Raw genomic sequence first — 23,051 nt, forward strand, 5'->3', positions numbered from 1 at the left:
CGCTCTCTCAGCTATAGCGGCTTTTCGGGCGGCGTTCCCTCACCTTCTGGGGGAGCGTCGCCCGAATTGTTGTCAGAGCTGAGGGAGCGTCGGACCGGGGGCGCCGGAGTAGCGTGGAACCATGCCAGACGACTCCAGCAGCCCCATCCGCACCGCCGTCGCCGGCTTCGGCCTGTCCGGCAGCGTTTTCCACGCGCCGCTGATCGCGGCGAATCCGGCCTATTCGCTTGACGCCATTGCCACCTCCGACGCCGGCCGGAAAGAGGCCGCCGCGTCCCGCCACCCTGCGGCGACGGTCGTGGATACCCCGGCCGAGCTGCTCGCCCTCGCCGGCGGGCTGGACCTGCTGGTGCTGGGGACGCCGCCGGCCACCCACTATCCGCTTGCCAAGGCGGCGCTGGAAGCCGGCCTGGACGTCGTCGTCGACAAGCCCTTTACGGTGCTCAGCGCCGAGGGCGCGGAACTTATCGACCTCGCCGCGCGGCTGGGCCGGGTGCTCACCGTGTTCCAGAACCGGCGCTGGGACGGGGACTTCCTGACTCTGCGCGGCCTGCTGGAGCGCGGCATCCTCGGCACAGTCACGCGCTTCGAATCCCGCTTTGAGCGCTGGTCGCCGAGCGTCACGAAGGACTGGAAGGCTGCCGCCACGGCCGGCGACGGCGGCGGCGTGCTGTTCGACCTCGGCACCCACCTGCTGGACCAGGCCGTGGAACTCTTCGGCCCCGCCACCGTGACGTACGCGGAGCTCACGGCCCGCCGGCCCGGGGAACGGGCGGACGACGACGTCTTCGTGGCCCTGCGGCACGACTCCGGAGTCACCAGCCACCTCGCGATGAACCTGCTCTGCGCGCAGCAGGGCGCGCGGTACCGCGTGCTGGGCAGCGACGGCGGCTTCACCAAGCACGGCGTCGACCCGCAGGAGCCTTACCTCGCCGCCGGCGGGAGGCCGCTGGACGCCGACTACGGCGTGGAGGCCCGCGAGTGGGCCGGCCTGCTGGGCCGCGACGGCCACCTGGACCGGCTGCCCACCGAACGCGGCGCGTACCCGGAGTTCTACCGGATCCTGGCGGACAAGATCATCGACGGCGGGGCCGCCTCGGCCCTGCCCCTCCCCGTCGACCCCGCGGGGCCGGTGGAGGTACTGCGGCTGATCGAACAGGCCCGGGATCTTGCGACGCTGCGGGCTTAACGTTTGAACGGCAGCCATCCAGAAAGCGTGCGTCAAAGCGACGAAGGAGCAGCACGCGTTGGATGACTGCCGTTCAAACGGCTGACTGGAACTTACGCGGAAACGAGCTCGTGCCAGTCGGCGACGAGGGGCAGGTTGTGCGCCTCGGAGACCGAGCGGTGCGCCACTTTGCCGCCGGCGACGTTGAGGCCGGCGGCGAGGGAGGCATCGCGTTCGAATGCTGCCTTGACGCCCAGGTTGGCCAGCGAAACCGCGTAGCGCAGCGTCACGTTGGTCAGCGCATAGGTGGAGGTGTTCGGGACGGCGCCCGGCATGTTGGCCACGCAGTAGAAGATCGTGTTGTGGACCTTGTACGTCGGTTCCTGGTGCGTGGTGGGGTGGGTGTCCTCGAAGCAACCGCCCTGGTCCACGGCGATGTCCACCAGCACGGAGCCGGGCTTCATCCGGGAGACGAGCTCGTTGGTGACGAGCTTCGGGGCCTTGGCGCCCGGGATCAGCACGGAACCGATCACGAGGTCAGCGTCGACGACGGACTTTTCGATCTCGTAGGCGTTGGACGCGACGGTCTTCAGGCGGCCCTGGTACTGGGCGTCCAGTTCGCGCAGGCGGTTGATGTTGATGTCCAGGATGGTGACATCGGCGCCGAGGCCCAGGGCCATCGCGGCGGCGTTGGTGCCGGCCACGCCGGCGCCCAGGACAACGACCTTGGCCGGACGGACGCCCGGGACGCCGCCCAGCAGCACACCCTTGCCGCCGGCGGGAGCCATCAGCGAGGTGGCGCCGACCTGGACGGACAGGCGGCCGGCGACCTCGGACATCGGGGCCAGCAGCGGCAGCGAGCGGCCCTCCTGCACGGTCTCGTAGGCGATCGCAGTGACGCCGGAGTTGATGAGCTCCTGGGTCAGGTCCGGCTCGGCCGCCAGGTGCAGGTAGGTGAAGAGGATCAGGCCCTTGCGGAAGCGGTGGTATTCGGCCTTGACCGGCTCCTTGACCTTCATCACCATGTCGGCGCGGGCCCACACGTCGTCCGCCTCGGCAACGATCTCGGCGCCGGCAATGGCGTATTCCTCGTCGGTGATGCCGGAGCCCAGGCCCGCGCCGCGTTCCACCAGGACGGTGTGGCCGTGGTGGCGGAATTCGTGCACGCCGGCGGCCGTGATGGCGACGCGGAATTCGTTGTTCTTGATCTCTTTGGGGACACCGATAATCATTTTTGGGCTCCAGTGGTTGTGGGCCTTGTGGGCCTGGGGGTGTGCGGGGAAGTCGTGATTCCAGAATAGAACCGGCTGTGAGGCAGGCGACAGTGCCGCCGTCCGGGTCCACGGCCCCGGCCCCGTCATTCCGGGGTTTTGCAAAAGCACGGCTCGACAGTTGTCGACTCCCGGGGCGGCAGGTGTCGCCTGCTGTCCGTTGCCGCGGCGTTCGTGGCCGGGGGCCGCGTGGCAGTAAGGTGGCACCATGCAGCAGCAGGACGTGGAGCAGCTAGTGGAGACCGTGGCGCAGCGGCTCGGGCGCGGGCTCTCCTTGGAAGACCTCGACGGCGTCCTGCTCGCCTACAGCTCCAACCAGTCCCAGGCAGACCGGGTCCGGGTGAATTTCCTGCTCAGCAAGCGCGTCGCCGTGGATGTCAGCGCCTGGCAGCTCTCCCACGGCATCGCGACGGCGGTGCGCCCGGTGGTGGTACCCGCCAACGAGGAACTGGGAATGCTCGGCCGCGTGTGTGTCCCGCTGCTGGTCCGCGGGTTCCGGGTGGGCTACCTGTGGGTCCAGCTCGACGCCGAGGAACCCACCGCCGCGTCCGTCCTGGCCCGGCTGCCGGAGGTAGCCCGCGAACTCGAGCAACTCTCAGCCCTGCTGCTGGACTCCAACACCGCCGAATCCGAGTTCCGGCGCCGCCGCGAACAGGAGTTCCTTGCCGCCTGCCGGGGCGAGGTGAACGCCGTCGCCGCCGTCGGAGGCTGGAAGGAAGTCCAGGGCCGCGGGCCGTGGCAGCTGGTCACCGTCCTCGACGCCGACGGCTGGGCCGAGGGCTCGGACCCGATCGCCTCCACCCTGATCCACCGCTCCGCCGCACTGCAGGCGACCATCGGCGTGGACGCCGCCCTCTTCAGTGCCGGGACCGAGACGCACTCCGTCGTGCTGTTCAAGGAGTCCTCCGGCCGCGCCGACCACGCCCAGGTCCTGGTCCACTACCAGCTGGAACTGGCCAAGCGCGCCGGCCGCCCGGTCCACCGGATCATCCTGGGCACGTCAGAGGGGTTCTCCCGACCGCGCGAACTGGCCGAGGCCTACCGGCAGTCGCGCCAGGCGGCGCAGGCCGCGGCGGTGGACCCCCAGCTCGGGGAGCTTGTGGACTGCCGAGCCACCGGCCTGTACCAGCTGCTGGCCTCGGCCGGCGGCGGGGCCGGCGCCTGGGCGGATGCAGGATCCGTGTACTTCAAGATGCTGGAGGACCACGACCGCAACGGGGAACTGCTGCCGGTGCTGGAACTCTTCTACGACAATGACAGCTCGGTCCAGGAGGTGGCCGGCAAGCTGCATTTGCACCGGAGCAGTATCTACAACCGGCTGGGCAGGATCCGGCAGGTGCTCGGTGTCGACCCGCTCAAGGGGATGGTCCGGCTGGAACTCCATGCGGCGCTCAAGGCCCGGCGTTGGGCCGACCGCCCGAGGATCTAGCGGGCCGCGGCCCTAGTGGTCGTCCCTGAAGGCCGGGTCCTGCATCGGTCCGGGCGCGGTGTCCCGCGCGTCCGCCCACGCTGACTCCCGCCTGCGGCGAGTGATCCGGCTGTCCGTCCACAGGGCCACGGCGACGAACGCGACGCAGCTGGCCATAAAGGCCGCCGTGTTGTTCAGCCCCATCACGGTTCCGAGGATGCCGGTGAGCACCATGGCGGCGATGCCGGCCAGGATGTGCCACCCTCTGAACTTACCCACAATTCAAGCGTAACCCCGGCCTTCGCCGCGTTTCCGCGCCGGGCCGGGATCGTTGTTTGATCCTTATCACGCCGTCACGAAGCATCCGCGCCGTCGCTGTCTTTTCTGTCAGCAGCGTCGCCGCGGGCGGCCTCGGGTGCCGCATTTTCCGCGGCGGTATTCTTCTTTTGGGTCTCCAGCCACGCCATGACATCGGCGAGCCGGATCCGCCGGTGCGTGCCGCGGTACTCGACCGGAATCTCGCCGCGGTCCGTCATATTGCGCAGGTAGGTGTGCGAGATCCCCGCCAGCTCCGCCGCCTTCGAGGTGGTCAGCATGTCCTCCACGCTGCTGACCGTGACCGACTCGCCCCGGCTGAAGCGGCCCAGCAGGTCGACGACGGCGTCCCGCGCCGCCGGCGGCAGGCGGTGCACGGTGCCGTCGACGAAGACCGTGATGTCGCTGCTGCCGTTGAGCGCGTAGCGCAGTTTCTGTGCATCCTCGGCCGGGAGCCCGGCCGTCAGCCGGGGCGCGATCAGTGTCATGGAGTGCATCCTAGCGCCCCGGGCCGGGGCCGACACTCCCGTTACAGGCCGAGGTCCTCCAGTACCGGCAGCTTGGCACGGACCCAGGCGCGCGCCTCGGTGGCGCTCGGGGCGGAAAGGGCCAGCCGGGCCAGCTCCTGCGCCTCGGCGAGGGTGACCGTCTTGAGCACCGCGGCCACCGCGGCAATGGAGCGCGCTGTCATGGACAGCGTGCTGACCCCCAGGCCCGTCAGTACGACGGCGAGGGCGGGATCCGCCGCGGCCTCGCCGCAGACGCCGACCGGCTTGCCGTGGCCCTCCGCGGCGGAGCCCTCAACCGTGAGGCCCACGAGCCGGAGCACGGCCGGCTGCCACGGGGTATTGAGTGCAGCGAGCGGTCCGAGCTGCCGGTCCGCGGCCATGGCGTACTGCGTGAGGTCGTTGGTGCCCAGGCTCGCGAAGGCCACTTCCCGCAGGATGGACTCGGCGGTGAGCGCCGCGGACGGCACCTCCACCATGACGCCGGGCGTCTTGATCCCGGCCTCGGCGCACAGCGACGCGAACCGTGCGGCTTCCTCCGCCGTTGAAATCATCGGCGCCATCACCCAGACGTCCGCCTCGGAGTCCTGCTCCGCCCGGGCGATCGCCTGCAGTTGGCGCTCCAGCACTCCGGGCGTGGTGAAGTCGGTGCGGTAGCCGCGGACGCCGAGCGCGGGGTTCGGCTCGGTGGCGTCGGTGAGGAACGGCAGGGGTTTGTCCGCGCCGGCGTCGAGCGTGCGGAGCACCACCTTCTTTCCGGGGAAGGCGTCGAAGACACCCTTGTACGCGGCGGCCTGCTCCTCCACGGAGGGTTCGGTGTCCCGTTCCAGGAAGCAGAACTCGGTGCGGAACAAGCCAACACCCTGGGCGTTCAGGCCGGCCGCGGCGACGGCGTCCTTCGCCCCGCCCACGTTGGCCAGGAGCGGCACGAGGTGGCCGTCCGCCGTCGTGCCGGTGCCGTCAAAGTCTGCCAGCAGCGACGCGGTGGCGGCCCAGTGCTCCGCGGCGGCGCGCTGCGCGTCCCCGGGCTCCGCCGCGATGGTGCCGGCGGCGCCGTCGACGTAGACCTCCGTACCGTCCGGCAGGGAGTCGACGCCGGCGGCGGCGACGACGGCGGGCAGGCCAAGGGAGCGGGCGATGATCGCGGTGTGGGACTGCGGGCCGCCGCCGGCGGTAAGGAGTGCGAGCACCTTCTCGGGATCGAGCGTGGCCGTGTCCGCCGGGGCGAGGTCCTCGGCAATCAGGATGAAGGGCGTCGCGGAGGACGGGATACCCGGGGCGGGCACACCGCGCAGCGCGGCCACGATCCGCGCCCGGACGTCCAGGACGTCGGTGGCGCGCTCGGCCATGTAACCGCCAAGGTTGTGCAGCATCTCGGACACCGACGCGCCGGCCTCCCAGATGGCACGCTGGTTGGAGGTGCCGCGACCGATCAGCTTGGCGGCGGACTTCAGCAGCATGGTGTCTGTGGCCATCAGCGCCGTGGCTTCCAGCACGGCCTTGCCGTCGCCGCTGACCGTCTCGGACCGGGCCTTGAGCTCGTCGTGCACGGCCTTGGCCGCCGCTTTCAGCGCCGCCGTCGCATCCTCGGCGGAGACGCCGGCCGGCAGTTGTTCGCCCGCGGGCGGCTCGCTGACCGGCTTCGGCATCTGGCGGATGGTGCCGATGATCCGGCCCGGGCTGACGCCTACTCCTTGGAAGTTCTGCACTGAAAGTCCTCGTTCTCTGCGGTGAGCCAGTAAAGAAAGTGTATGTGATGCACTTCATATAGCGTTGCTATAGGTGCTAGGGTAGCGGTTATGAGTATCGATGGCCAGCTACCGCCCAAGATCCGGCTGCTCCGTGCAGCCGCCGGATTGCTGGCCAAGTCCGGAGGCGCCTCGGTCTCCACCCGCCAGATCACGCAGCTGGCAGGGGTGACAGCCCCCACCCTGTACCACCACTTCGGGGACAAGGAAGGGCTGTTCGACGCCGTCGTCGCCGCCGGCTTTGAGGAATACGTGGCCGGCGAACGCGATTTCGCCCCGTCCGGCGAGCCGCTGGAGGACATCCGGCGCATGTGGGACCAACATGTGCAGTTCGGGCTCAAGCAGCCGGAGCTGTACCTCGTGATGTTCGGCAATATCCGCCCCGAGAGCCGTCCCGCCGTCGTCGCCGACGCCGAGGCCCTGATGGAGGAAATGCTGAACAAGGCGGCCGTTGCGGGCCAGCTCGCGGTCCCGCCCAAGGAAGCGGCCCGGAGCATCCTGGCCGCCAATGTGGGCGTCACGCTCATGCTCATCACGGAGAAGGCGCCGGAGCGGAACCTCGAGCTCTCCGCTATGACCCGCGACGCGATGATCTTTGCCGTCTCCACGGAGCAGGCACGGGCGTCCGGGCCGGAAGACTCCGGAAAATCCCCGGTGGTGGTCGCGGCCATCGCCCTGAATGCGGCACTGCAGGCCTCGCATTCGGACCAGCTCTCCAGCTCGGAGCTCAAGCTCTTCCTCGAATGGCTTCACCGGATCTCCACCAGTTCCACCAGCTAGCTCGTCGGAAATATCGGACAATCCTGCGATGCCGCAGGAATCACGGTTAGGAAATCACATGGCAACAGAGACAGTGGCGAAACCCCGGAGCAGTGTGCGGGTCGGCGTACAGAAATTTGGCACTTTCCTGTCCGGAATGATCATGCCCAACATCGGTGCCTTCATTGCCTGGGGCATCATCACGGCCTTCTTCATCCCGGCGGGCTTCACCCCCAACGCGGACCTGGCCAGGCTGGTCGGGCCGATGATCACTTTTCTGTTGCCGCTCCTGATCGGCTACACCGGCGGGCGCATGGTCTACGGGGTTCGCGGCGGCGTCGTCGGCGCGGCCGCGACGATGGGCGTGATCGTCGGAACGGACATCCCCATGTTCATCGGCGCCATGATCATGGGCCCGCTGACGGCCTGGATCATGAAGAAGATCGAAAGCCTCTGGGAAAACAAGGTCAAGCCCGGCTTCGAGATGCTGATCGACAACTTCACCGCGGGCATCGTCGCCGCCGTCATGGCCATCTTCGGCATGCTGGTGATCGGCCCGGTGGTGAAGGCCTTCAGCAACGGCGCCAGCGGCGTCGTCGAGTTCCTGGTCAATAACGGGTTGCTGCCGTTCACCAGCATCTTCATCGAGCCCGCCAAGGTCCTGTTCCTGAACAACGCCGTCAACCACGGGATCCTGACCCCGCTGGGTACCGAACAGGCGCTGGCCCAGGGCAAGTCCATCCTCTTCCTGCTCGAGGCCAACCCCGGCCCGGGCGTCGGCATCCTGCTTGCCTACATGATCTTCGGCAAGGGCATGGCCAAGGCGTCGGCCCCCGGTGCCGCGCTGATCCAGTTCGTCGGCGGCATCCACGAGATCTACTTCCCGTTCGTCCTGATGAAGCCGATCATCATCCTCGCCGCGATCGGCGGCGGCATGACCGGCATCTTCACCCTCGTGCTCACCGGCGCGGGGCTGCGTTCGCCGGCCGCTCCGGGCAGCATCATTGCGGTCTTCGCGGCCACTCCCGCGGACAGCTTTCTCGGCGTGGCCCTGTCCGTGCTGCTTGCCGCGACCGTGTCCTTCCTGATTGCCTCCGTCATCCTCAAGTCCAGCAAGGACGTCGAGGGTGACGAGCTCGGCGCGGCAACCACCCGGATGGAAGCCCTGAAGGGCAAGAAGAGCTCCGTCTCCTCCACCCTGGCAGGATCCGGTGCGGGCGGCGTCGCGGTACTGGCCGGTCCGGTCAAGAACATCGTTTTCGCCTGCGACGCCGGTATGGGTTCGTCCGCGATGGGCGCCTCGGTGCTGCGGAACAAGATCAAGGCCGCCGGCTACCCGGACGTCAAGGTCACCAACTCCGCCATCGCCAACCTCAGCGACAGCTACGACGTCGTCATCACGCACCAGGACCTGACCGAACGGGCCAGGCCCGCCACGTCCAGCGCCGTCCACGTCTCCGTGGACAACTTCATGAACTCGCCGAAGTATGACGAGATCGTGGAACTGGTCAAGAGCAGCAACGCACCGGCGGACGCCTCGGGCGCCGTGGCCGGCGGCGCGGTGGGCGCCGGCGCGGCCGCGGGCGCCGGCACTGCGGTGGCCGCCGAAACGGCCGCCGAGCCGGAAGCCGGGGCCGGACCGTCCGGCATCCTGGTCGCCGACAGCGTGGTCCTCAGCGGCACGGCAACCACCCGCGACGCCGCGATCGACGAGGCGGGCCGGCTGCTGCTGGACCGCGGCGCCGTCGACGCCGGCTACCTGGACGCCATGCACGAGCGCGAGGAATCCGTCTCCACGTACATGGGCAGCTACCTCGCGATCCCGCACGGCACCAACGCCGCGAAGGACCACATCATGAAGTCCGCGGTGTCCGTGGTCCGCTACCCGAACGGCATCGACTGGAACGGCAAGGAGGTCAAGTTCGTCGTCGGCGTCGCCGGCATCAACAACGAGCACCTCCAGATCCTGTCCTCGATCGCCAAGGTCTTCACCAACAAGGCCCAGGTCGCGCAACTGGAGGCGGCCACCACCGTCGATGAAGTGCTCGACCTGTTCGGAAGGGTCAACTCCTAGTGAAGGCTGTACATTTCGGAGCCGGAAACATCGGCCGCGGGTTTGTCGGGCTGCTGCTGCACGAGGCCGGCTATGAGGTGGTGTTCGCGGATGTCGCGGACGCCCTCATCACCGCCCTCGCCGCGGCGGACAGCTACCAGGTGCACGAGGTGGGGGACAGCCCCGCCGTGCGGACCGTGGACAACTTCCGCGCGCTCAACTCCGGCACGCAGGAGGCCGACGTCGTCGCGGAAATCGCGACGGCGGACATCGTCACCACCGCCGTGGGCCCGCACATCCTGAAGTTCGTGGCGCCCGTGATCGCCAAGGGGATCGCAGCCCGGCCGGCGGGGCTGGCGCCGCTGCAGGTGATGGCGTGCGAGAACGCCATCAACGCCACCGAAATCCTGAAGTCCGAAATTACCGCCCAGTGGGACCCGGCCGCCGGCTCGCTGGACGACGCCGCCGTGTTCGCCAACACGGCGGTGGACCGGATCGTGCCCAACCAGGAGGCCGGGCAGGGCCTGGACGTCACGGTGGAGACGTTCTACGAGTGGGTCATCGACCGCACCCCGTTCGGGGGCAAGGAGCCGGTCATTCCGGGGGCGACCTTCGTGGACGACCTGGCGCCCTACATCGAGCGGAAGCTCTTCACCGTGAACACCGGGCATGCCTCGGCCGCGTACTTCGGCTTCGAGGCCGGGCTGGCCAAGATTTCCGAAGCCATGGCGGACCAGGACGTCGCCGCGGACGTACGCGCCGTGCTGGACGAGACCAAGGAACTCCTGGTGGCCAAGCACGGCTTCAACCGCGAGGAACAGGAAGGCTACGTGCAGAAGATCCTCGGCCGCTTCTCCAACCCGCACCTTCCGGACACCGTGAACCGGGTGGGGCGGGCGCCGTTGCGGAAGCTCAGCCGGCACGAACGCTTCATCGGGCCCGCGGCGGAGCTGGCCGAGCGCGGAATCGTCCCCGAGGCGCTGCTCGGAGCGATCGCCGCCGCGCTGCGCTTTGACGACCCGGCCGACGCCGAGGCCGTTGAGCTGGCGCAGATCCTGAACTCCTCCACCCCGGAGGACGCCACCACGAGGATCACGGGCCTGGACGCGGACCACCCGCTGTTCCCGGCCGTCTGCGCCCTCGTCGAGGAGGCCAAGGCCGCCGTCTAGCCGGACGCTCCCGCACCTTGCGCGGACAAAAGAAGGGGCCTCCCTCACCTGGTGTGAGGGAGGGCCCGTTGTTTAAGCCGGGGATCTGCGGGAGGTCAGACGCGGACGGCGTCGGTCTCGGCGTCGGCCATCGCCTTCCATTCGGCCACGCGGGCCTGGTGCAGCGGCGAGCGGCGGACGACGGCGAACGCCGCGCCGAGGATCGCGAACCAGAGCGGCGTGACCAGCAGGGCGACGAGGGTGTCCGGCTGCGTGGTCAGCGCCCAGATGAGGAACGCGAAGAACGCGAACACGACCCACACCATCGGGATGCCGCCGGGCATCTTGAACGTCGAGGCCGCGTGCAGCTCCGGCCGGCGCTTCCGGAACACCAGGTAGCTGGCCAGGATGATGCTCCAGACAAACATGAAGCAGACGGCGGAGACCGTGGTGACCATGTCGAAGGCCACGCCCACGTCCTTGCCCGCATATAGCAGGGCGACGCCGGCGAGCAGCAGCACACAGGACAGGAACAGGGCGTTCTGCGGGACCTTGCGGCTGGAGAGGCGGCCGAAGAGCTTGGGGGCGTCGCCGTCGTTGGCCAGGCCGTAAACCATCCGGGACGTGGAGTAGATGCCGGAGTTGGCCGAGGACATGGCGGAGGTCAGCACCACCAGGTTCACCACCGTGGCGGCCATGCCGAGGCCGGCGAGGGAGAACATGGCGATGAACGGGCTCTGCCCGGCCTTGAACCCGGTCCAGGGGGTCACCGACATCAGGATGATGAGGGCGCCCACATAGAAGAGCATGACGCGCAGCGGGATGGCGTTGATGGCGCGGGGCAGGTTGTGCTCCGGGTTTTTGGTTTCAGCCGCGGCGGTGCCCACCAGTTCGATGCCCACGAACGCGAAGACGGCGATCTGGAAGCCGGCCACGAAGCCCATGAATTCCTTGGGGAAGAGGCCGCCGTGGCTCCACAGGTTGCTGAAGCTGGCCGTGCCGGCGTTGGACTGGAAGCCAGTGAAGATCATGACCAGGCCCACCACGATCAGCGCCACGATGGCCACGATCTTGATCAAAGCGAACCAGAATTCCGTCTCACCGAAGGCCTTGACGGTCGGAAGGTTCAGCAGCAGCAGGATGATGATGGTCGCGATGCCCGGAACCCACAGCTGGACGCCGGGCCATAGCTGCTCGGCGTAGCCCGCGATGGCAATCACGTCGGCCACGCCTGTGACCACCCAGCAGAACCAGTAGGTCCAGCCGGTGAAGAAGCCGGCCCAGGGGCCCAGCAGGTCGCCGGCGAAGTCGCTGAAGGACTTGTAGTTCAGGTTGGACAGCAGCAGCTGGCCCATGGCGCGCATTACGAAGAACAGCATGAAGCCGATGATCATGTACACGAAGATCACGGACGGCCCGGCCACCGAGATGGTCTTGCCGGAGCCCATAAAGAGGCCGGTGCCGATGGCGCCGCCGATGGCCAGAAGCTGGATGTGCCGGTTGCTCAGCGAGCGTGCAAGGTGGGGCTCGGTGTCCCGGCTGGAGGCAGTTCTCTGCTCCGCGGTTGTCTGTTCGGGCATGTCAACAATCCTTTGAGTGGTCCGCCGAAGGTGACGGCGGTTACAAATCAGCCTTACCAAAGTACAGCTTCGGAACGCCGGCGGCCTTGTCGGGTAGCAACCATTGCGTCATGGCAAGCTGGGTGGGTGACTTCCACTTCGGCTGGCCAGACCGCCCTGCTAACATTCGGCGTCGACGGCGGAACGTTCCGCCTGCGCCGCGCGGCCCGGGCGCAGCTCACCACGGCTGGGGTTTGCGGCGAGCCATGAGGGCATGAAGCTCCTGCTCTAGCCTCCATTGACTCTTAGGATGCCTAACTGTTAGGCTGCCTAACTATGAGTGAACGACCGTTGCCGGACGCCGGCCTGACCGCCCTCGCCGGAGATTTCCGCGAAGCCCTGCGCCACAGCATTTACCTGGTCCGCCGGCTGGACGCCGACGGCGAACTCAGCGCCGCCCAGCTGAGCACGCTCAAGATGCTGCTGGACAGCGCGGGTGGCACTGCCGAAGCGAGCGGCGTGCGGGTGGGTGAAATTGCCCGGAACCTCGGCGTCAAGGTGCCGAGCGCCACCGAGCAGATCATCAAGCTCGAACGTGCCGGGCTGGTCCGCCGGGAAGCTGATCCTGCCGACTCCCGGGCCGTCCGCGTCCACCTCACCCGTGAGGGACACGCCGCCGTCGACTCGGCGAACCAGCGCCGCAATGCGGTCATGGCGGCCATCCTCGGTTCACTGACGGATGTCGATCGGGAAGCCCTCGCGGCCGCCATCCCGGTCATCGGCAAGATCAACGAGTCCCTGCAGCCCTGACAACCGGCTGTCCGGCCCGCAGGGCACAACGACAGACCAAACCACGACATTAGGAGCGCCTTCCATGGACGGCCAGCTCACGGCGCCAGCGCCGGAGGCAACATCAACCCTCGAGGACGAAAAAGCCTCACTGCTCAAACAACCCAAGGCGGTCTGGGCCACTGCCCTCGCGGCGGTGTTTGCCTTTATGGGGATCGGGCTGGTGGACCCCATCCTGCCCGCCATCGCCAAAAACCTCGACGCCACCCCCAGCCAGGTGTCCCTGCTGTTCACCAGCTACTTCCTGGTCACTGCCGTCGCCATGCTGATCACCGGATTCGTCTCCTCCCGGATCGGCGGCAAGCGGACCCTGCTCGCCGGCCTTGCCATCATCGTGGTGTTCGCCTCGCTGTCCGGCCTCTCCGGCAGCGTGAGCGAACTCGTCGGCTTCCGCGCCGGCTGGGGGCTGGGCAATGCGCTGTTCGTGGCCACCGCACTGGCCGTCATCGTCGGCGTCGCGAGCGGGGGCGCCGGGACCGCCATCATCCTGTACGAGGCCGCGCTGGGCCTGGGCATTTCGCTAGGCCCGCTGCTAGGCGCATTGCTCGGCGGCTGGCAGTGGCGCGCCCCGTTCTTCGGCACCGCGGTGCTGATGGCGTCGGCCTTCATCGCCCTGATCGCGTTGCTGCCCAAGACCCCGCGGCCGGAGCGGAAGGTCCGGCTGCGGGATCCGCTGCTTGCCTTGGGCCACAAGGGCCTGCGGACGACGGCGGCCAGCGGGCTGTTCTACAACTACGGCTTCTTCACCATCCTGGCCTTTACCCCGTTCATCCTGGGCATGGATGCCTACGGGATCGGCGCGGTGTTCTTCGGCTGGGGCGTCGCCGTCGCCGTCTTCTCGGTCTTCGTGGCCCCGGCACTGCAGCGGCGCTTCGGGGCCGTGCGGGCCCTGGGTGGGACCCTGGCGCTGCTGCTCCTGGACCTCGTCGGCCTGGGCCTAGCCGCGGGGCACTCGGTGCCCGCCGTCGTCGTCCTCGTGGTGGCCTCCGGCGCGCTGCTGGGGATCAACAACACGATCTACACCGAGCTGGCGATGGGGGTCTCGGATTCGCCCCGTCCGGTCGCGTCCGCCGGGTACAACTTCGTGCGCTGGATGGGCGGCGCGCTGGCCCCGTTCGCCGCGGCACAGCTGGGAGAACACTTCGGGCCGCAGGTGCCGTTCTTCGCCGCGGCCGTGGCCATGGCGCTGGCAATCGCAGTCGTCCTCAGTGGACCCCGCGACCTGGCCGCGCACGAGCCGCACCTCGTCTAGGCCCTAGCTCTCCGGGGCGGGCTACTTCCTGGCGGAGCCCTTCGGGACGAAGAGGGTTTCGGCGTGCTCCAGGGCCATGCCGTTGGTCTCCGGCACCTTGAACATCACAAAGAAGAACGACGCCGCCGCAAACAGGGCGTACATGGCGTAGGTCAGCGGCAGCGAGGCAGCGGCCATGACTGGGAAGCTCAGCGTGATCGCGAAGTTGGCGATCCACTGGGCGGCCGCGGCCAGCCCCAGGGCGCGGGCGCGGATGCGGGACGGGAAGATCTCGCCCAGCAGCACCCACACCAGCGGGCCCCAGGAGGCGCCGAAGCTGATCACGAAGACGTTGGCGGCCACCAGGGCGGCGGGGCCCCAGGCGCCGGGAAGGGTGATCGAGTCGCCCGATCCGGTAGCGGAGCCGAAGGCGAAGGCCATGGTCGCCAGCGAGGCGGCCATGCCGATGGAGCCTGCCAGCATGATGGGGCGCCGGCCGATCCGGTCCACGAGCGCGATCGCCACGAGGGTGACCAGGATGTTGGTGATCGCGGTGGCCACGGAGATCGTGAGCGAGTCCTTCTCCTGGAAACCAACGGCCTTCCAGAGCGTCGTGGAGTAGTAGAAGATCACGTTGATGCCGACGAACTGCTGGAGCACCGACAGGATGATGCCGATCCACACCACCGGCTGCAGGCCGAGCGACTTGCCGCGCAGGGAGCCCTTCTGGCCGGCGAGCTGGTCCTCCTCGATGGCCTTCTTGATGTCCCGCAGGTGGCGGTCGGTGTCGTCGTCCGGGGCGATGGATTCGAAGACCTTGAGGGCTTCCTGATCCTTGCCCTTGAAGACCAGGAACCGCGGCGATTCGGGCAGTGTGAAGGCGATCCAGCCGTACACGACGGCGGGGACGGCGCCTGCGATGAACATCCAGCGCCAGGCCTCGATGCCGAACCACAGGTTCTGGTCGGCGCCGCCGGCGACGTTGGCGAACACGGCGTCGGAGAGCAGCGCCGCGAAGATACCGGTGGTGATGGCGAGCTGCTGCAGCGACGCCAGCCGGCCGCGCACGTGCCGCGGCGAGATCTCGGAGATGTAGGCCGGGGCGATCACCGAAGCCAGGCCGATGCCCAGGCCGCCGATGAGGCGCCAGAAGATCAGGTCCCAGACGCCGAAGGCGAAACCGGTGCCGAAAGCGCTGACCAGGAACAGCAGCGCACCGAGCTTCATGGCCGGGATGCGGCCATAGCGGTCCGCGACCTTGCCGGCCAGGTAGGCGCCGGCGGCGCAGCCCAGCAGGGCGATGGCGACGGCGAACCCGGTCACGGCCTCGCTGAGCGCGAATTCTTCCTTGATGGCGTCGACTGCGCCGTTGACGACCGAGGAGTCGAAGCCGAAGAGGAAGCCGCCAACGGCGCCCGCCACGGCCAGCCAAATGACCCGTTTGGGAATCTTGGCGACGGTCTGGTCTTGGGTGGTGGTCATGTGGCTCCCTCGGCAATTCGTGGTCCACGGCTCGCGCCGCAACTACCAAGTCTTGCATCGGCACCACCGCGATGCACATCACAGGGCGCAGAAAGTGAGATGAAACATACAGTTCGCGGCGGCGGGAAACGCAAACGGCAGGCAGTCCAAAAGACTGCCTGCCGTGACGCGATTGCGCGGGTGCCTAGTGCGCCGGGACCGACTCCTTGGCGGCGGCCTTCGGGTCGGTGAGCTTCTTGTTCGGCAGTGCGAAGCTGATCAGGAAGGCAACACCGGTGAGCACGGCTGCGGTGAGCATGACGGCGTCGATCGACTGGGCGAAGCCTTCGGTGATCGGCCGGGTCAGCGCCGAGTTGGCGGTGTGCAGCCAGCTCGTGTCGTTCAGCGAGTCGTTGCTGGCGCCGTTCTTGAAGAAGGCGTAGAGCTTAGCGTTGGCGGGGTCGGCGGCGACGGCCGGGTCCTTGAGCACCTTGAGGTAGTCCGCGTTCTGCACGGCGTCCTTCATGCCCGTGGCGATCTTATCCGCCGCGAGGCTGAACAGCATCGAGATGAACACGGCGGTGCCGACGGCCCCGCCCATGGAGCGGAAGAACGCGGCCGAGGAGGTGCCCACGCCCATGTCCTTGGCCGGGACCGAGACCTGCATGGCGAGGGTGAGCGGCTGCATGCAGAAGCCCAGGCCCAGGCCGAAGAACACGGCGATCGCACCGGGCACCCAGAGCGGGGTGTCCACGCCGAGGGAGAGGCCCATGACGACGGCGGCCGCGGTCAGGACGGCGGTGCCAAGGATCGGGAAGATCCGGTACGTGCCCGACGCCGAGATGGTCCGGCCGGCCGTGATGGAGCCGGTGAGGATGCCCACGGTGAAGGTGATCATCATCAGGCCGGCCTCGGTGGGGGTCAGGCCCTTGACCAGCTGGAGGTACATCGGCAGCATCGCGATGGCGCCGAACATGCCGACGCCGATGATGAAGTTCAGCAGCGACGAGAGCCCGAAGGTGATGTTCTGGAACAGCCGGAGCGGGATCAGGGCGTAGTCGCCGGCCCGCTTTTCGGCCAGCAGGAACGCCACGATGCCGAGCACCCCGAGGCCGTAGCAAAGGAAGGCGCCGGTGGAGGTCCAGCCCCAGGTCCGGCCCTGTTCGGCGACGAGCAGCAGCGGCACGATCGCCAGGGTGATGGCGGCGGCGCCCCAGTAGTCGATCTTCTGCTTGAGGTGCTTGGCCGGCAGGTGCAGGTACAGGAACACGACGGCGAGGGCCGCCAGGCCGATCGGAATGTTGATGAAGAAGACCCAGCGCCACCCGTCGAAGCCCAGGATCGTGGTGGTACCGGCGAAGGCACCGCCGATGACGGGCCCCAGCACGGAGGAGATGCCGAAGACCGACATGAAATAGCCCTGGAACTTGGCACGGTCCTTCAGCGCCACGATGTCCCCGATGATGGTCAGCGCGAGGGCCAGCAGGCCGCCGGCGCCCATGCCCTGGATGCCGCGGGCAATCGCCAGCTCGGTCATCGAGTGGACGGAGCCGGCGTAGAGCGAGCCGGCCAGGAAGATCAGGATCGCGGCGAGGTAGAGCGGGCGGCGGCCGAAGATGTCGCTGAGCTTGCCGTAGAGCGGCGTGCTCACTGTGGAGGTGATCAGGTACGCCGTCGTGGCCCAGGCCTGCAGCGAGAGGCCGTCCAGGTCATTGGCGATGGTGTAGATCGAGGTGGACACGATGGTCTGGTCCAGCGACGACAGGAACATGCCGAGCATAAGGCCCACCATGACGGTGATGGTCTGACGGTGTGTCAGGACCTCGCCGGGCAGGCGTGAGGACGTGGTTTTGGACATGACTGCTCCAAGGGGAAGTTTATGGGGTCAAGCAGGAAGGTTGCTTTCAGTAACTATCTTACCGGCTACTTTGTTCCCGCCGCGTTCCCGCCGCGTTCCCTTCCGCGTTCCCCGTCCCTCGGGGGCCGGCTGTGAAAACGCTCAGCGTTCCAGCAGGATCCCGTCCGGGTCGCACCAGATCCGCTGGCCCGGCCGGATCGCGACGCCGTCGATATCCAGCTCCACGTCTGTCTCGCCGGCCCCGGCCTTGGCGCTCTTGCGCGGGTTGCTGCCGAGGGCCTTCACCCCGAGCGGAAGCCCGGCGATCGCCACCCGGTCCCGGATGGCGCCGTTGATCATGACGCCGGCCCAGCCGTTCTCCACCGCGCTCGCCGCGATCATGTCCCCCATCAGCGCTGTGCGGAGCGAGCCGCCGCCGTCGACCACCAGCACCGCGCCGTTGCCCGGTGTGCCGAGCATGGTCTTGACCAAGGCGTTGTCCTCCCGGCAACGGATGGTCCGGACGGGACCGCTGAAGTGGGTGAGGCCGCCGAGCGACTGGAACTGCAGGGCAATGGAGTCCAGCTCCTCGCCCCGCTCGTCGAACAGGTCGGCGGTGTTGACGGGGCTGGCGGGGTTAAGGGGCGAGTCTGGCACGGGTTCTCCTGGTTCTCGGCAATAGCTGGCGGGCGTTGATGCCCACGATAGTCTGGGCGCACACTGATCATCAGCTTCAGTCATCAGTTCCGGGGGGAACCACATGAGCCTGTCCGACACCGCAGTGGCCGCCCTTGCCGAACCGCAGCGCCCGGTCCGCCCGGCGTGGACCGCCGGCGTCGTCCTGGTCAACGTTGGCATCAATGCGGCCTTCTTCGGCCCGCTCCAGGTGCTGCTCGGCCAGCAGGCCGCGGCGTTCAACGAGGGCGAAAAGGAGGCCATCCTGGCCCTGGTCACCGGGGCAGGGGCGGCGGTGTCGCTCGTGGCCAACCCGCTGTTCGGTGCGCTCAGCGACCGGACCGCTGCCCGCCGGGGCCGCAGGGTGCCCTGGGTGCTCTTCGGCGCGATCCTCGGTGCGGCCGCTCTCGCCGCGCTCGCCGGGGCCCCCAACGTCGCCGTCATGACCATCCTCTGGTGTCTTGTGCAGGCCGGCTGCAACGGGGCGTACGCCGCCATCACCGCCGCCATTCCGGACCGGGTGCCTGCGCCGCAGCGCGGCACGGTGGGAGGCCTCGCGGCGATGGGCCAGACCGTGGGCGTCCTCGCCGGCGCGGTGATCGCCGCCGTCGTCTCCGGCAACTTCGCGCTCGGCTATCTGGTCTGTGCCCTGGCGCTGCTGGCCGGCGTCGTGCTGTATTTCTTCAAGAACGACGACGTCGCGCTGCCGCGGGCCGGGCGGCCGCCCTTCAAGCTCGCGGAATTCGCCCTGAACTTCTGGATTTCGCCGGTCCGGTACCCGGACTTTGCCTGGGCCTGGCTGACCCGGCTGCTGGTAAACATCGGCAACCACATGGTGACGCTGTACCTGCTCTTCTTCCTTACCGACGCGGTCCGGCTGCCCCAGACGCAGGGTCTGGCGGCGGAGTCCGGCGTCCTGATCCTCACCGGCCTGTACGCGGTCATGGTCATCATCACGAGTGTGGTCGGCGGCAGGTTGAGCGACCGGATGGGGCGCCGCAAACCGCTCGTCATTCTCTCCTCGGCCATCATCGCAGTGGCCGCGCTGATCCTGGCCGTGGCCCCCACCTGGCCGGGGGCGCTGATCGGGGCCTCGGTGCTTGGCATCGGCTTCGGCGCCTACCTGGCAGTGGACTTTGCCCTGATCACCGAGGTGCTGCCCACCGCGCTGAACCGAGGCAAGGATCTGGGGGTTATCAACATCGCCAATTCGCTGCCCCAGGTGCTCGCGCCGCTCATCGCCTACCCCTTTGTGGCCTACTGGGGAGGGTACGTTTCGCTCTACGTGGCCGCCGCGGTGATCGGTCTGCTGGGAGCCGTGTTTGTGGTGAAGATCACGGGCGTGGACTAGGGCCGCCGGCACCCCGTTTGACTGGCATTCGGCCCCCTGACGTGCCGTATAGTGGACGGGATTCCCGCGGCAGCGCTGTGGACTAACCCTCCCGGCTGCCGAGAAAAACGACCCCGGAACGCTGCTGATGCCTGAATTCCCTTCGGATCTTCCGCCAATGGCCCCGCCGCCCACCCTTCCCCGCCAGCGGCGGCGCTATGCGCGAATCCTTGAGGTCGCGGCCGGCTTTGCCCGGAAGGGCCTGGACTCCGTGGTGCTCTCGGAGGTGGCGGCCAAGGCAGACGTGCCGCTGGGTACCCTGTACCGCTACTTTCCCTCCTCGACCCAGCTGATGCTGGCCCTGTACCGCAAGCAGCTCGGCGAGCTGCACCTCGGCGAGTGGCCGTCCGGTACCAGGGTTCCGGTGCATGCGCTGGTGGGTGTGGTGATGGAAATTTTCCACATGCGCCTCATGCAGCCTGCGGTGGAGCAATGCCTGAACCGGGTGGTCTACGCGAAGGACACGGACACCACCCGGCTGCTCCGGGACATCGACGCGACCGCGGAGAAGGCCGTGACGGCGCTCAGCGGCGACCCGGCCGTCTCCCGGGTCCTGCTGCTCACCGTCACGGGTCTGGTCCAGTCCGTCCGCTGCCGCAGGCTCTCGCTGTTCGAGGCCGAGGAAGACCTCAAGAAGGCCTGCTCCCTGCTTTCACGGGGGCGCGGGAGCGCGAAGCCGGTCTAGACCAGTTACCGGAATATGTCTGGATGAATCTCCGCCGGGGCGCTGCGTTGTCTACCATGGCAGAACCGGAGCGGCGCCAGCGCCAGCACTTCCGGGAGCTTCACCGCAGGCCCGCCACCCCCGGGCCGCCCGCGAAGTTCCCCCAGACCATCTCGGGCACCACTGTGCCCCAGCAGCCAAGTGCCGTACGCCCACGGTGAGCCCCAGGAGACAACGACGTGTCCATTGAAACGATCATTCCCGCCAATTCCACCTCCCCCGACGGAGCCTCAGACGCGCCGGTAGCAGCGCTCAGCGACGAGGAAATCTTCGCCGCCCACGAGGGCGGCAAGCTCTCCATCGCCAGCACCGTCCCGTTGGCCAGCAAACGCGATCTCTCCATCGCCTACACGCCCGGCGTCGCCCAGGTCAGCCGCGCCATCGCCGCCAACCCGGACCTGGCCAAGACCCACACCTGGGCGCAGCGCCTGGTGGTCGTGGTCAGCGACGGCACCGCCGTGCTGGGCCTCGGTGACATCGGGGCCAGCGCCTCGCTGCCCGTGATGGAAGGCAAATCCGCCCTCTTCAAGGCGTTCGGGGACCTCGACTCCATCCCGCTGGTCCTCAACACCACCGACGTCGACGAGATTGTCGAGACGCTGGTCCGCCTGCGGCCCAGCTTCGGCGCGGTCAACCTCGAGGACGTCTCGGCGCCGCGCTGCTTCGAACTCGAAGAAAAGCTGATCGAGGCCCTCGACTGCCCGGTCATGCACGACGACCAGCACGGCACCGCCGTCGTCGTCCTCGCCGCCCTGACCGGCGCCGCAAAGGTCACCTCCCGCGAGCTGGAAGGGCTCCGCGTGGTGGTGTCCGGTGCCGGCGCGGCCGGGATCGCCGTCGCCGAAATCCTGCTGACCGCCGGCATCGACGACGTCGTGCTGCTGGACTCCCGCGGTGTGATCAACCGGGACCGCGCGGACATCGCCGCGGATCCGGCGAGCAAGAAGGCGCAGCTCGCGGCCCGCAGCAACCCCCGCGGCGTTGTCGGCGGCCCGGGCGAGGCGCTCCTTGGCGCCGACGTGTTCATCGGTGTCTCCTCCTCCCGGCTGGACGAGGAGCACCTGAAGCTGATGAACCACAGCGCGATCGTCTTCGCCCTCTCCAACCCGGACCCCGAGGTGCTGCCGGAGGTCGCGTCCAAGTACGCCGCCGTCGTCGCCACCGGCCGCAGCGATTTCCCCAACCAGATCAACAACGTCCTGGCGTTCCCCGGCATCTTCCGCGGCGCCCTCGATGCCGGGGCCCGCCGCATCACCCCGGCCATGAAGCTGGCCGCGGCCCGCGCTATCGCCGAACTGGCCGAGGACGAGCTCTCCGCCGATTACATCGTGCCGAGCCCGCTGGACCCGCGCGTGGCCCCGGCCGTCTCGGCGGCCGTCGCCGCTGCGGTGGAGGCGGAGTAGGCAACCGCCGCCGCCGCCAGCCCTAGACTGGGGCGATGAACCCCGACACCGTCGTGACCATCCTCTGCGGCCTGGCCATCCTGGTGGGCGTGGCGGGCATCATCGTGCCCGTCCTGCCCGGCAGCATCCTGATCGGACTGAGTCTGCTGGCCTGGGCGCTCTGGGGCGGCGCCGGTGCCACCGGTTGGGTCGTCTTCGGCATCGGCCTGGTGCTGGTGCTGGCCGGGATGACCGCCGGCGCCGTGCTGACCGGCCGGAAGCTGAAGCAACACAGCATTCCCGGCCGGTCCGTCGTCACGGGCCTGGTGTTCGGCGTCGCCGGGATGTTCCTCATTCCGGTGGTGGGCCTCTTCGTGGGTTTCGCTGCCGGACTGCTGCTCAGCGAGCTCCACCGCACCCGCGCCTGGCGGACCGCCGTCACCTCGAGCTGGGCGGCCCTGAAAGCCACCGGCCTGGGCATGATCACCGAGTTCGGACTGGCCTGCCTGGCCGCGAGCACCTGGGTGATCGGCGTCTGGGTGGCCGCTGCCGCTTAGCCGTTCGGCCGGCCGCCCGGCGCGCGCTATTAGCATGGAAGAATGAGCGCCGGACAGTCCTTGGGACCCATTTACCGCGACACCCGCGACCTCACCCCGTTCGGCAGCCCGCAGGTCCGCACACCGGTGCGTGACATCGCGGACGGCGTCGGCGGCATCCTGCACACGGCGCTCGGCGGCCGGAGCGGGGCGCTGCTCAACGTGGACGGCACCATCCCCCGGCTTAAGCGGATCTCCGGGAAGGCAGCCAGGGCGGTGTACGAGGCGACCTTCCACAACGCCGACCCCAACCGGCTGATCGCCGCGGGCCGCGCCTACCCCGGCTGGGCCGGGCTGTGCTACGTGCTGGCCGGGCTCCTGGCGCACCAGCAAGGCGGGTACCTGCGCGCCTCGGAACTCCTCCAGCGCGGCCTCACCACCAGGAACGACGACGACGCCAACCAGTTCGCGTCCGGCTACCTGGCCCGCGTGGTCACCCGGGTTGAGGTGGCCGAGCGCCTTGAGGTTCCGATTCTCTTCAGCGAGGAAGCGGTGTTCCTGGCGCTTTCGCACTCCCTCCGCGAGACAGGCCACCTCGAGGCGGCGCTGCAGACTGTTGCCTCGTTGCCGCCCTCGCTGCCCGCGGCCCTGGCCCGGTGCTCGGTGGCGTTTGCGCTGGGCCGGGACAAGGAAGTGACCGTCTGGACGGAGGGGCTGTTGAATGCCGATGACCTCTCGGCTGCGCTGTTGTTGATCCGCGCGCGGTCGCTGCGCCGCCTCGGGGCGCCCAAGGCCTCCCAGATGGCATTGAAGGAGGTTCTCCGGCGGCGGAAGACCCACCTGGCGCTCCGCAATGATGCCCTGACGGACCGCGCCCTGCTGCTCCTGGACAACGGGCGCAAGTCACTGAATCCCCGTGACTGGCTGCGCGGCCGGCCCGTCGAGCTCGAAACCTTCGAAGTCATTCGCAAGGACGCGGAAGAACGCAGGCTCTGGGAACAGGAATGGAAGGCGTTGAACGGGGAATGATC

General features: G+C 68.4%; 21 protein-coding genes. 13 read left to right on the top strand and 8 right to left on the bottom strand.

What is annotated here, in order from left to right; all coding sequences use genetic code 11:
- The first annotated feature begins 121 nt into the window (after nt 1–121).
- Nucleotides 122–1,189, top strand: a complete 1,068-nt coding sequence (locus tag ACZ5Z0_RS10095) for a Gfo/Idh/MocA family protein (RefSeq protein WP_464108296.1) — start codon at nt 122–124, stop codon at nt 1,187–1,189.
- A 92-nt stretch (nt 1,190–1,281) separates the two neighbouring features.
- Here ACZ5Z0_RS10095 and ald read toward each other — a convergent pair whose 3' ends face one another.
- Entirely contained in the window at nt 1,282–2,400 is a 1,119-nt protein-coding gene (gene ald, locus ACZ5Z0_RS10100) for an alanine dehydrogenase (RefSeq protein WP_464108297.1), read from the bottom strand.
- 247 nt (nt 2,401–2,647) lie between these two features.
- Here ald and ACZ5Z0_RS10105 point away from each other — a divergent pair, with 247 nt between their 5' ends.
- Nucleotides 2,648–3,868, top strand: a complete 1,221-nt coding sequence (locus ACZ5Z0_RS10105) for a PucR family transcriptional regulator (protein WP_464108298.1) — start codon at nt 2,648–2,650, stop codon at nt 3,866–3,868.
- A 12-nt stretch (nt 3,869–3,880) separates the two neighbouring features.
- On the opposite strand, the gene ACZ5Z0_RS10110 is transcribed toward ACZ5Z0_RS10105, so the two are convergent.
- From ACZ5Z0_RS10110 to ptsP, 3 genes are all read right to left on the bottom strand, one after another.
- On the bottom strand, nt 3,881–4,126 hold the full coding sequence (locus tag ACZ5Z0_RS10110; protein WP_464108299.1) for a hypothetical protein: 246 nt from the start codon (nt 4,124–4,126) through the stop codon (nt 3,881–3,883).
- 74 nt (nt 4,127–4,200) lie between these two features.
- The gene (locus ACZ5Z0_RS10115) at nt 4,201–4,650 is read right to left on the bottom strand and encodes a helix-turn-helix domain-containing protein (RefSeq protein ID WP_464108300.1); all 450 of its coding nucleotides are present in this window, start codon (nt 4,648–4,650) and stop codon (nt 4,201–4,203) included.
- Nucleotides 4,651–4,691: 41 nt separating this feature from the next.
- On the bottom strand, nt 4,692–6,377 hold the full coding sequence (gene ptsP / locus ACZ5Z0_RS10120) for a phosphoenolpyruvate--protein phosphotransferase (protein WP_464108301.1): 1,686 nt from the start codon (nt 6,375–6,377) through the stop codon (nt 4,692–4,694).
- Between the two features lie 90 nt (nt 6,378–6,467).
- Between ptsP and ACZ5Z0_RS10125 the strand changes: the two genes are divergently transcribed.
- From ACZ5Z0_RS10125 to ACZ5Z0_RS10135, 3 genes are read left to right on the top strand one after another with little or no spacing between them, the layout of a single operon-like run.
- Complete coding sequence (locus ACZ5Z0_RS10125) at nt 6,468–7,196, top strand: TetR/AcrR family transcriptional regulator (RefSeq protein WP_464108302.1); 729 nt, start codon at nt 6,468–6,470, stop codon at nt 7,194–7,196.
- Nucleotides 7,197–7,254: 58 nt separating this feature from the next.
- Nucleotides 7,255–9,249, top strand: a complete 1,995-nt coding sequence (locus tag ACZ5Z0_RS10130; RefSeq protein WP_464108303.1) for a PTS mannitol transporter subunit IICBA — start codon at nt 7,255–7,257, stop codon at nt 9,247–9,249.
- On the top strand, nt 9,249–10,397 hold the full coding sequence (locus tag ACZ5Z0_RS10135) for a mannitol-1-phosphate 5-dehydrogenase (RefSeq protein WP_464108304.1): 1,149 nt from the start codon (nt 9,249–9,251) through the stop codon (nt 10,395–10,397). Before ACZ5Z0_RS10130 ends, ACZ5Z0_RS10135 begins: the two co-directional genes overlap by 1 nt.
- Before the next feature lie 95 nt (nt 10,398–10,492).
- Here ACZ5Z0_RS10135 and ACZ5Z0_RS10140 read toward each other — a convergent pair whose 3' ends face one another.
- On the bottom strand, nt 10,493–11,956 hold the full coding sequence (locus ACZ5Z0_RS10140) for an amino acid permease (RefSeq protein WP_464108305.1): 1,464 nt from the start codon (nt 11,954–11,956) through the stop codon (nt 10,493–10,495).
- 126 nt (nt 11,957–12,082) lie between these two features.
- Between ACZ5Z0_RS10140 and ACZ5Z0_RS10145 the strand changes: the two genes are divergently transcribed.
- The 3 genes from ACZ5Z0_RS10145 (at nt 12,083) to ACZ5Z0_RS10155 (ending at nt 14,036) form a co-directional block, all read left to right on the top strand.
- Complete coding sequence (locus ACZ5Z0_RS10145) at nt 12,083–12,205, top strand: hypothetical protein (protein WP_464108306.1); 123 nt, start codon at nt 12,083–12,085, stop codon at nt 12,203–12,205.
- A 66-nt stretch (nt 12,206–12,271) separates the two neighbouring features.
- Nucleotides 12,272–12,745, top strand: coding sequence for a MarR family winged helix-turn-helix transcriptional regulator (locus ACZ5Z0_RS10150; RefSeq protein ID WP_464108307.1), 474 nt, complete (start codon nt 12,272–12,274; stop codon nt 12,743–12,745).
- A gap of 64 nt (nt 12,746–12,809) precedes the next feature.
- Nucleotides 12,810–14,036 carry an MFS transporter gene (locus ACZ5Z0_RS10155; RefSeq protein ID WP_464108308.1) on the top strand — a complete coding sequence of 409 codons (1,227 nt, stop codon included), beginning with the start codon at nt 12,810–12,812 and terminating at the stop codon, nt 14,034–14,036.
- Nucleotides 14,037–14,057: 21 nt separating this feature from the next.
- Here the strand turns inward: ACZ5Z0_RS10155 and ACZ5Z0_RS10160 are convergent, their stop codons facing one another.
- The 3 genes from ACZ5Z0_RS10160 to rraA all read right to left on the bottom strand — a co-directional run bounded on the left by ACZ5Z0_RS10160 (nt 14,058) and on the right by rraA (nt 17,970).
- A complete protein-coding gene (locus ACZ5Z0_RS10160; RefSeq protein WP_464108309.1) occupies nt 14,058–15,497 on the bottom strand; it encodes a sugar porter family MFS transporter in 1,440 nt (479 codons plus the stop codon).
- 184 nt (nt 15,498–15,681) lie between these two features.
- Nucleotides 15,682–17,334, bottom strand: coding sequence for an MDR family MFS transporter (locus ACZ5Z0_RS10165; RefSeq protein WP_464108310.1), 1,653 nt, complete (start codon nt 17,332–17,334; stop codon nt 15,682–15,684).
- Between the two features lie 141 nt (nt 17,335–17,475).
- The gene (rraA, locus tag ACZ5Z0_RS10170; protein ID WP_464108311.1) at nt 17,476–17,970 is read right to left on the bottom strand and encodes a ribonuclease E activity regulator RraA; all 495 of its coding nucleotides are present in this window, start codon (nt 17,968–17,970) and stop codon (nt 17,476–17,478) included.
- A 103-nt stretch (nt 17,971–18,073) separates the two neighbouring features.
- On the opposite strand from rraA, the gene ACZ5Z0_RS10175 reads away from it, so the two are divergent.
- From ACZ5Z0_RS10175 to ACZ5Z0_RS10195, 5 genes are all read left to right on the top strand, one after another.
- Entirely contained in the window at nt 18,074–19,339 is a 1,266-nt protein-coding gene (locus tag ACZ5Z0_RS10175) for an MFS transporter (protein WP_464108312.1), read from the top strand.
- 127 nt (nt 19,340–19,466) lie between these two features.
- The gene (locus ACZ5Z0_RS10180; protein ID WP_464108313.1) at nt 19,467–20,063 is read left to right on the top strand and encodes a TetR/AcrR family transcriptional regulator; all 597 of its coding nucleotides are present in this window, start codon (nt 19,467–19,469) and stop codon (nt 20,061–20,063) included.
- A gap of 218 nt (nt 20,064–20,281) precedes the next feature.
- Nucleotides 20,282–21,505, top strand: coding sequence for an NAD(P)-dependent malic enzyme (locus tag ACZ5Z0_RS10185; protein WP_464108314.1), 1,224 nt, complete (start codon nt 20,282–20,284; stop codon nt 21,503–21,505).
- Nucleotides 21,506–21,540: 35 nt separating this feature from the next.
- Complete coding sequence (locus tag ACZ5Z0_RS10190; protein ID WP_464108315.1) at nt 21,541–22,041, top strand: DUF456 domain-containing protein; 501 nt, start codon at nt 21,541–21,543, stop codon at nt 22,039–22,041.
- Nucleotides 22,042–22,083: 42 nt separating this feature from the next.
- On the top strand, nt 22,084–23,049 hold the full coding sequence (locus tag ACZ5Z0_RS10195; protein WP_464108316.1) for a hypothetical protein: 966 nt from the start codon (nt 22,084–22,086) through the stop codon (nt 23,047–23,049).
- Nucleotides 23,050–23,051: the final 2 nt, after the last annotated feature.

Source organism: Arthrobacter sp. T2-23 (assembly GCF_055398325.1).

What these genes read in the sequence shown, in the direction of transcription:
- ACZ5Z0_RS10155 (WP_464108308.1), top strand. Translation starts at nt 12,810, where the DNA reads ATGGACGGCCAGCTCACGGCGCCAGCGCCGGAGGCAACATCAACCCTC.
- ACZ5Z0_RS10115 (WP_464108300.1), bottom strand. Translation starts at nt 4,650, where the DNA reads ATGACACTGATCGCGCCCCGGCTGACGGCCGGGCTCCCGGCCGAGGAT.
- ACZ5Z0_RS10165 (WP_464108310.1), bottom strand. Translation starts at nt 17,334, where the DNA reads ATGTCCAAAACCACGTCCTCACGCCTGCCCGGCGAGGTCCTGACACAC.
- ACZ5Z0_RS10195 (WP_464108316.1), top strand. Translation starts at nt 22,084, where the DNA reads ATGAGCGCCGGACAGTCCTTGGGACCCATTTACCGCGACACCCGCGAC.
- ACZ5Z0_RS10190 (WP_464108315.1), top strand. Translation starts at nt 21,541, where the DNA reads ATGAACCCCGACACCGTCGTGACCATCCTCTGCGGCCTGGCCATCCTG.
- ACZ5Z0_RS10105 (WP_464108298.1), top strand. Translation starts at nt 2,648, where the DNA reads ATGCAGCAGCAGGACGTGGAGCAGCTAGTGGAGACCGTGGCGCAGCGG.
- ald (WP_464108297.1), bottom strand. Translation starts at nt 2,400, where the DNA reads ATGATTATCGGTGTCCCCAAAGAGATCAAGAACAACGAATTCCGCGTC.
- ACZ5Z0_RS10095 (WP_464108296.1), top strand. Translation starts at nt 122, where the DNA reads ATGCCAGACGACTCCAGCAGCCCCATCCGCACCGCCGTCGCCGGCTTC.
- ACZ5Z0_RS10140 (WP_464108305.1), bottom strand. Translation starts at nt 11,956, where the DNA reads ATGCCCGAACAGACAACCGCGGAGCAGAGAACTGCCTCCAGCCGGGAC.
- ACZ5Z0_RS10150 (WP_464108307.1), top strand. Translation starts at nt 12,272, where the DNA reads ATGAGTGAACGACCGTTGCCGGACGCCGGCCTGACCGCCCTCGCCGGA.
- ACZ5Z0_RS10160 (WP_464108309.1), bottom strand. Translation starts at nt 15,497, where the DNA reads ATGACCACCACCCAAGACCAGACCGTCGCCAAGATTCCCAAACGGGTC.
- ACZ5Z0_RS10130 (WP_464108303.1), top strand. Translation starts at nt 7,255, where the DNA reads ATGGCAACAGAGACAGTGGCGAAACCCCGGAGCAGTGTGCGGGTCGGC.
- ACZ5Z0_RS10175 (WP_464108312.1), top strand. Translation starts at nt 18,074, where the DNA reads ATGAGCCTGTCCGACACCGCAGTGGCCGCCCTTGCCGAACCGCAGCGC.
- ACZ5Z0_RS10125 (WP_464108302.1), top strand. Translation starts at nt 6,468, where the DNA reads ATGAGTATCGATGGCCAGCTACCGCCCAAGATCCGGCTGCTCCGTGCA.
- ACZ5Z0_RS10180 (WP_464108313.1), top strand. Translation starts at nt 19,467, where the DNA reads ATGCCTGAATTCCCTTCGGATCTTCCGCCAATGGCCCCGCCGCCCACC.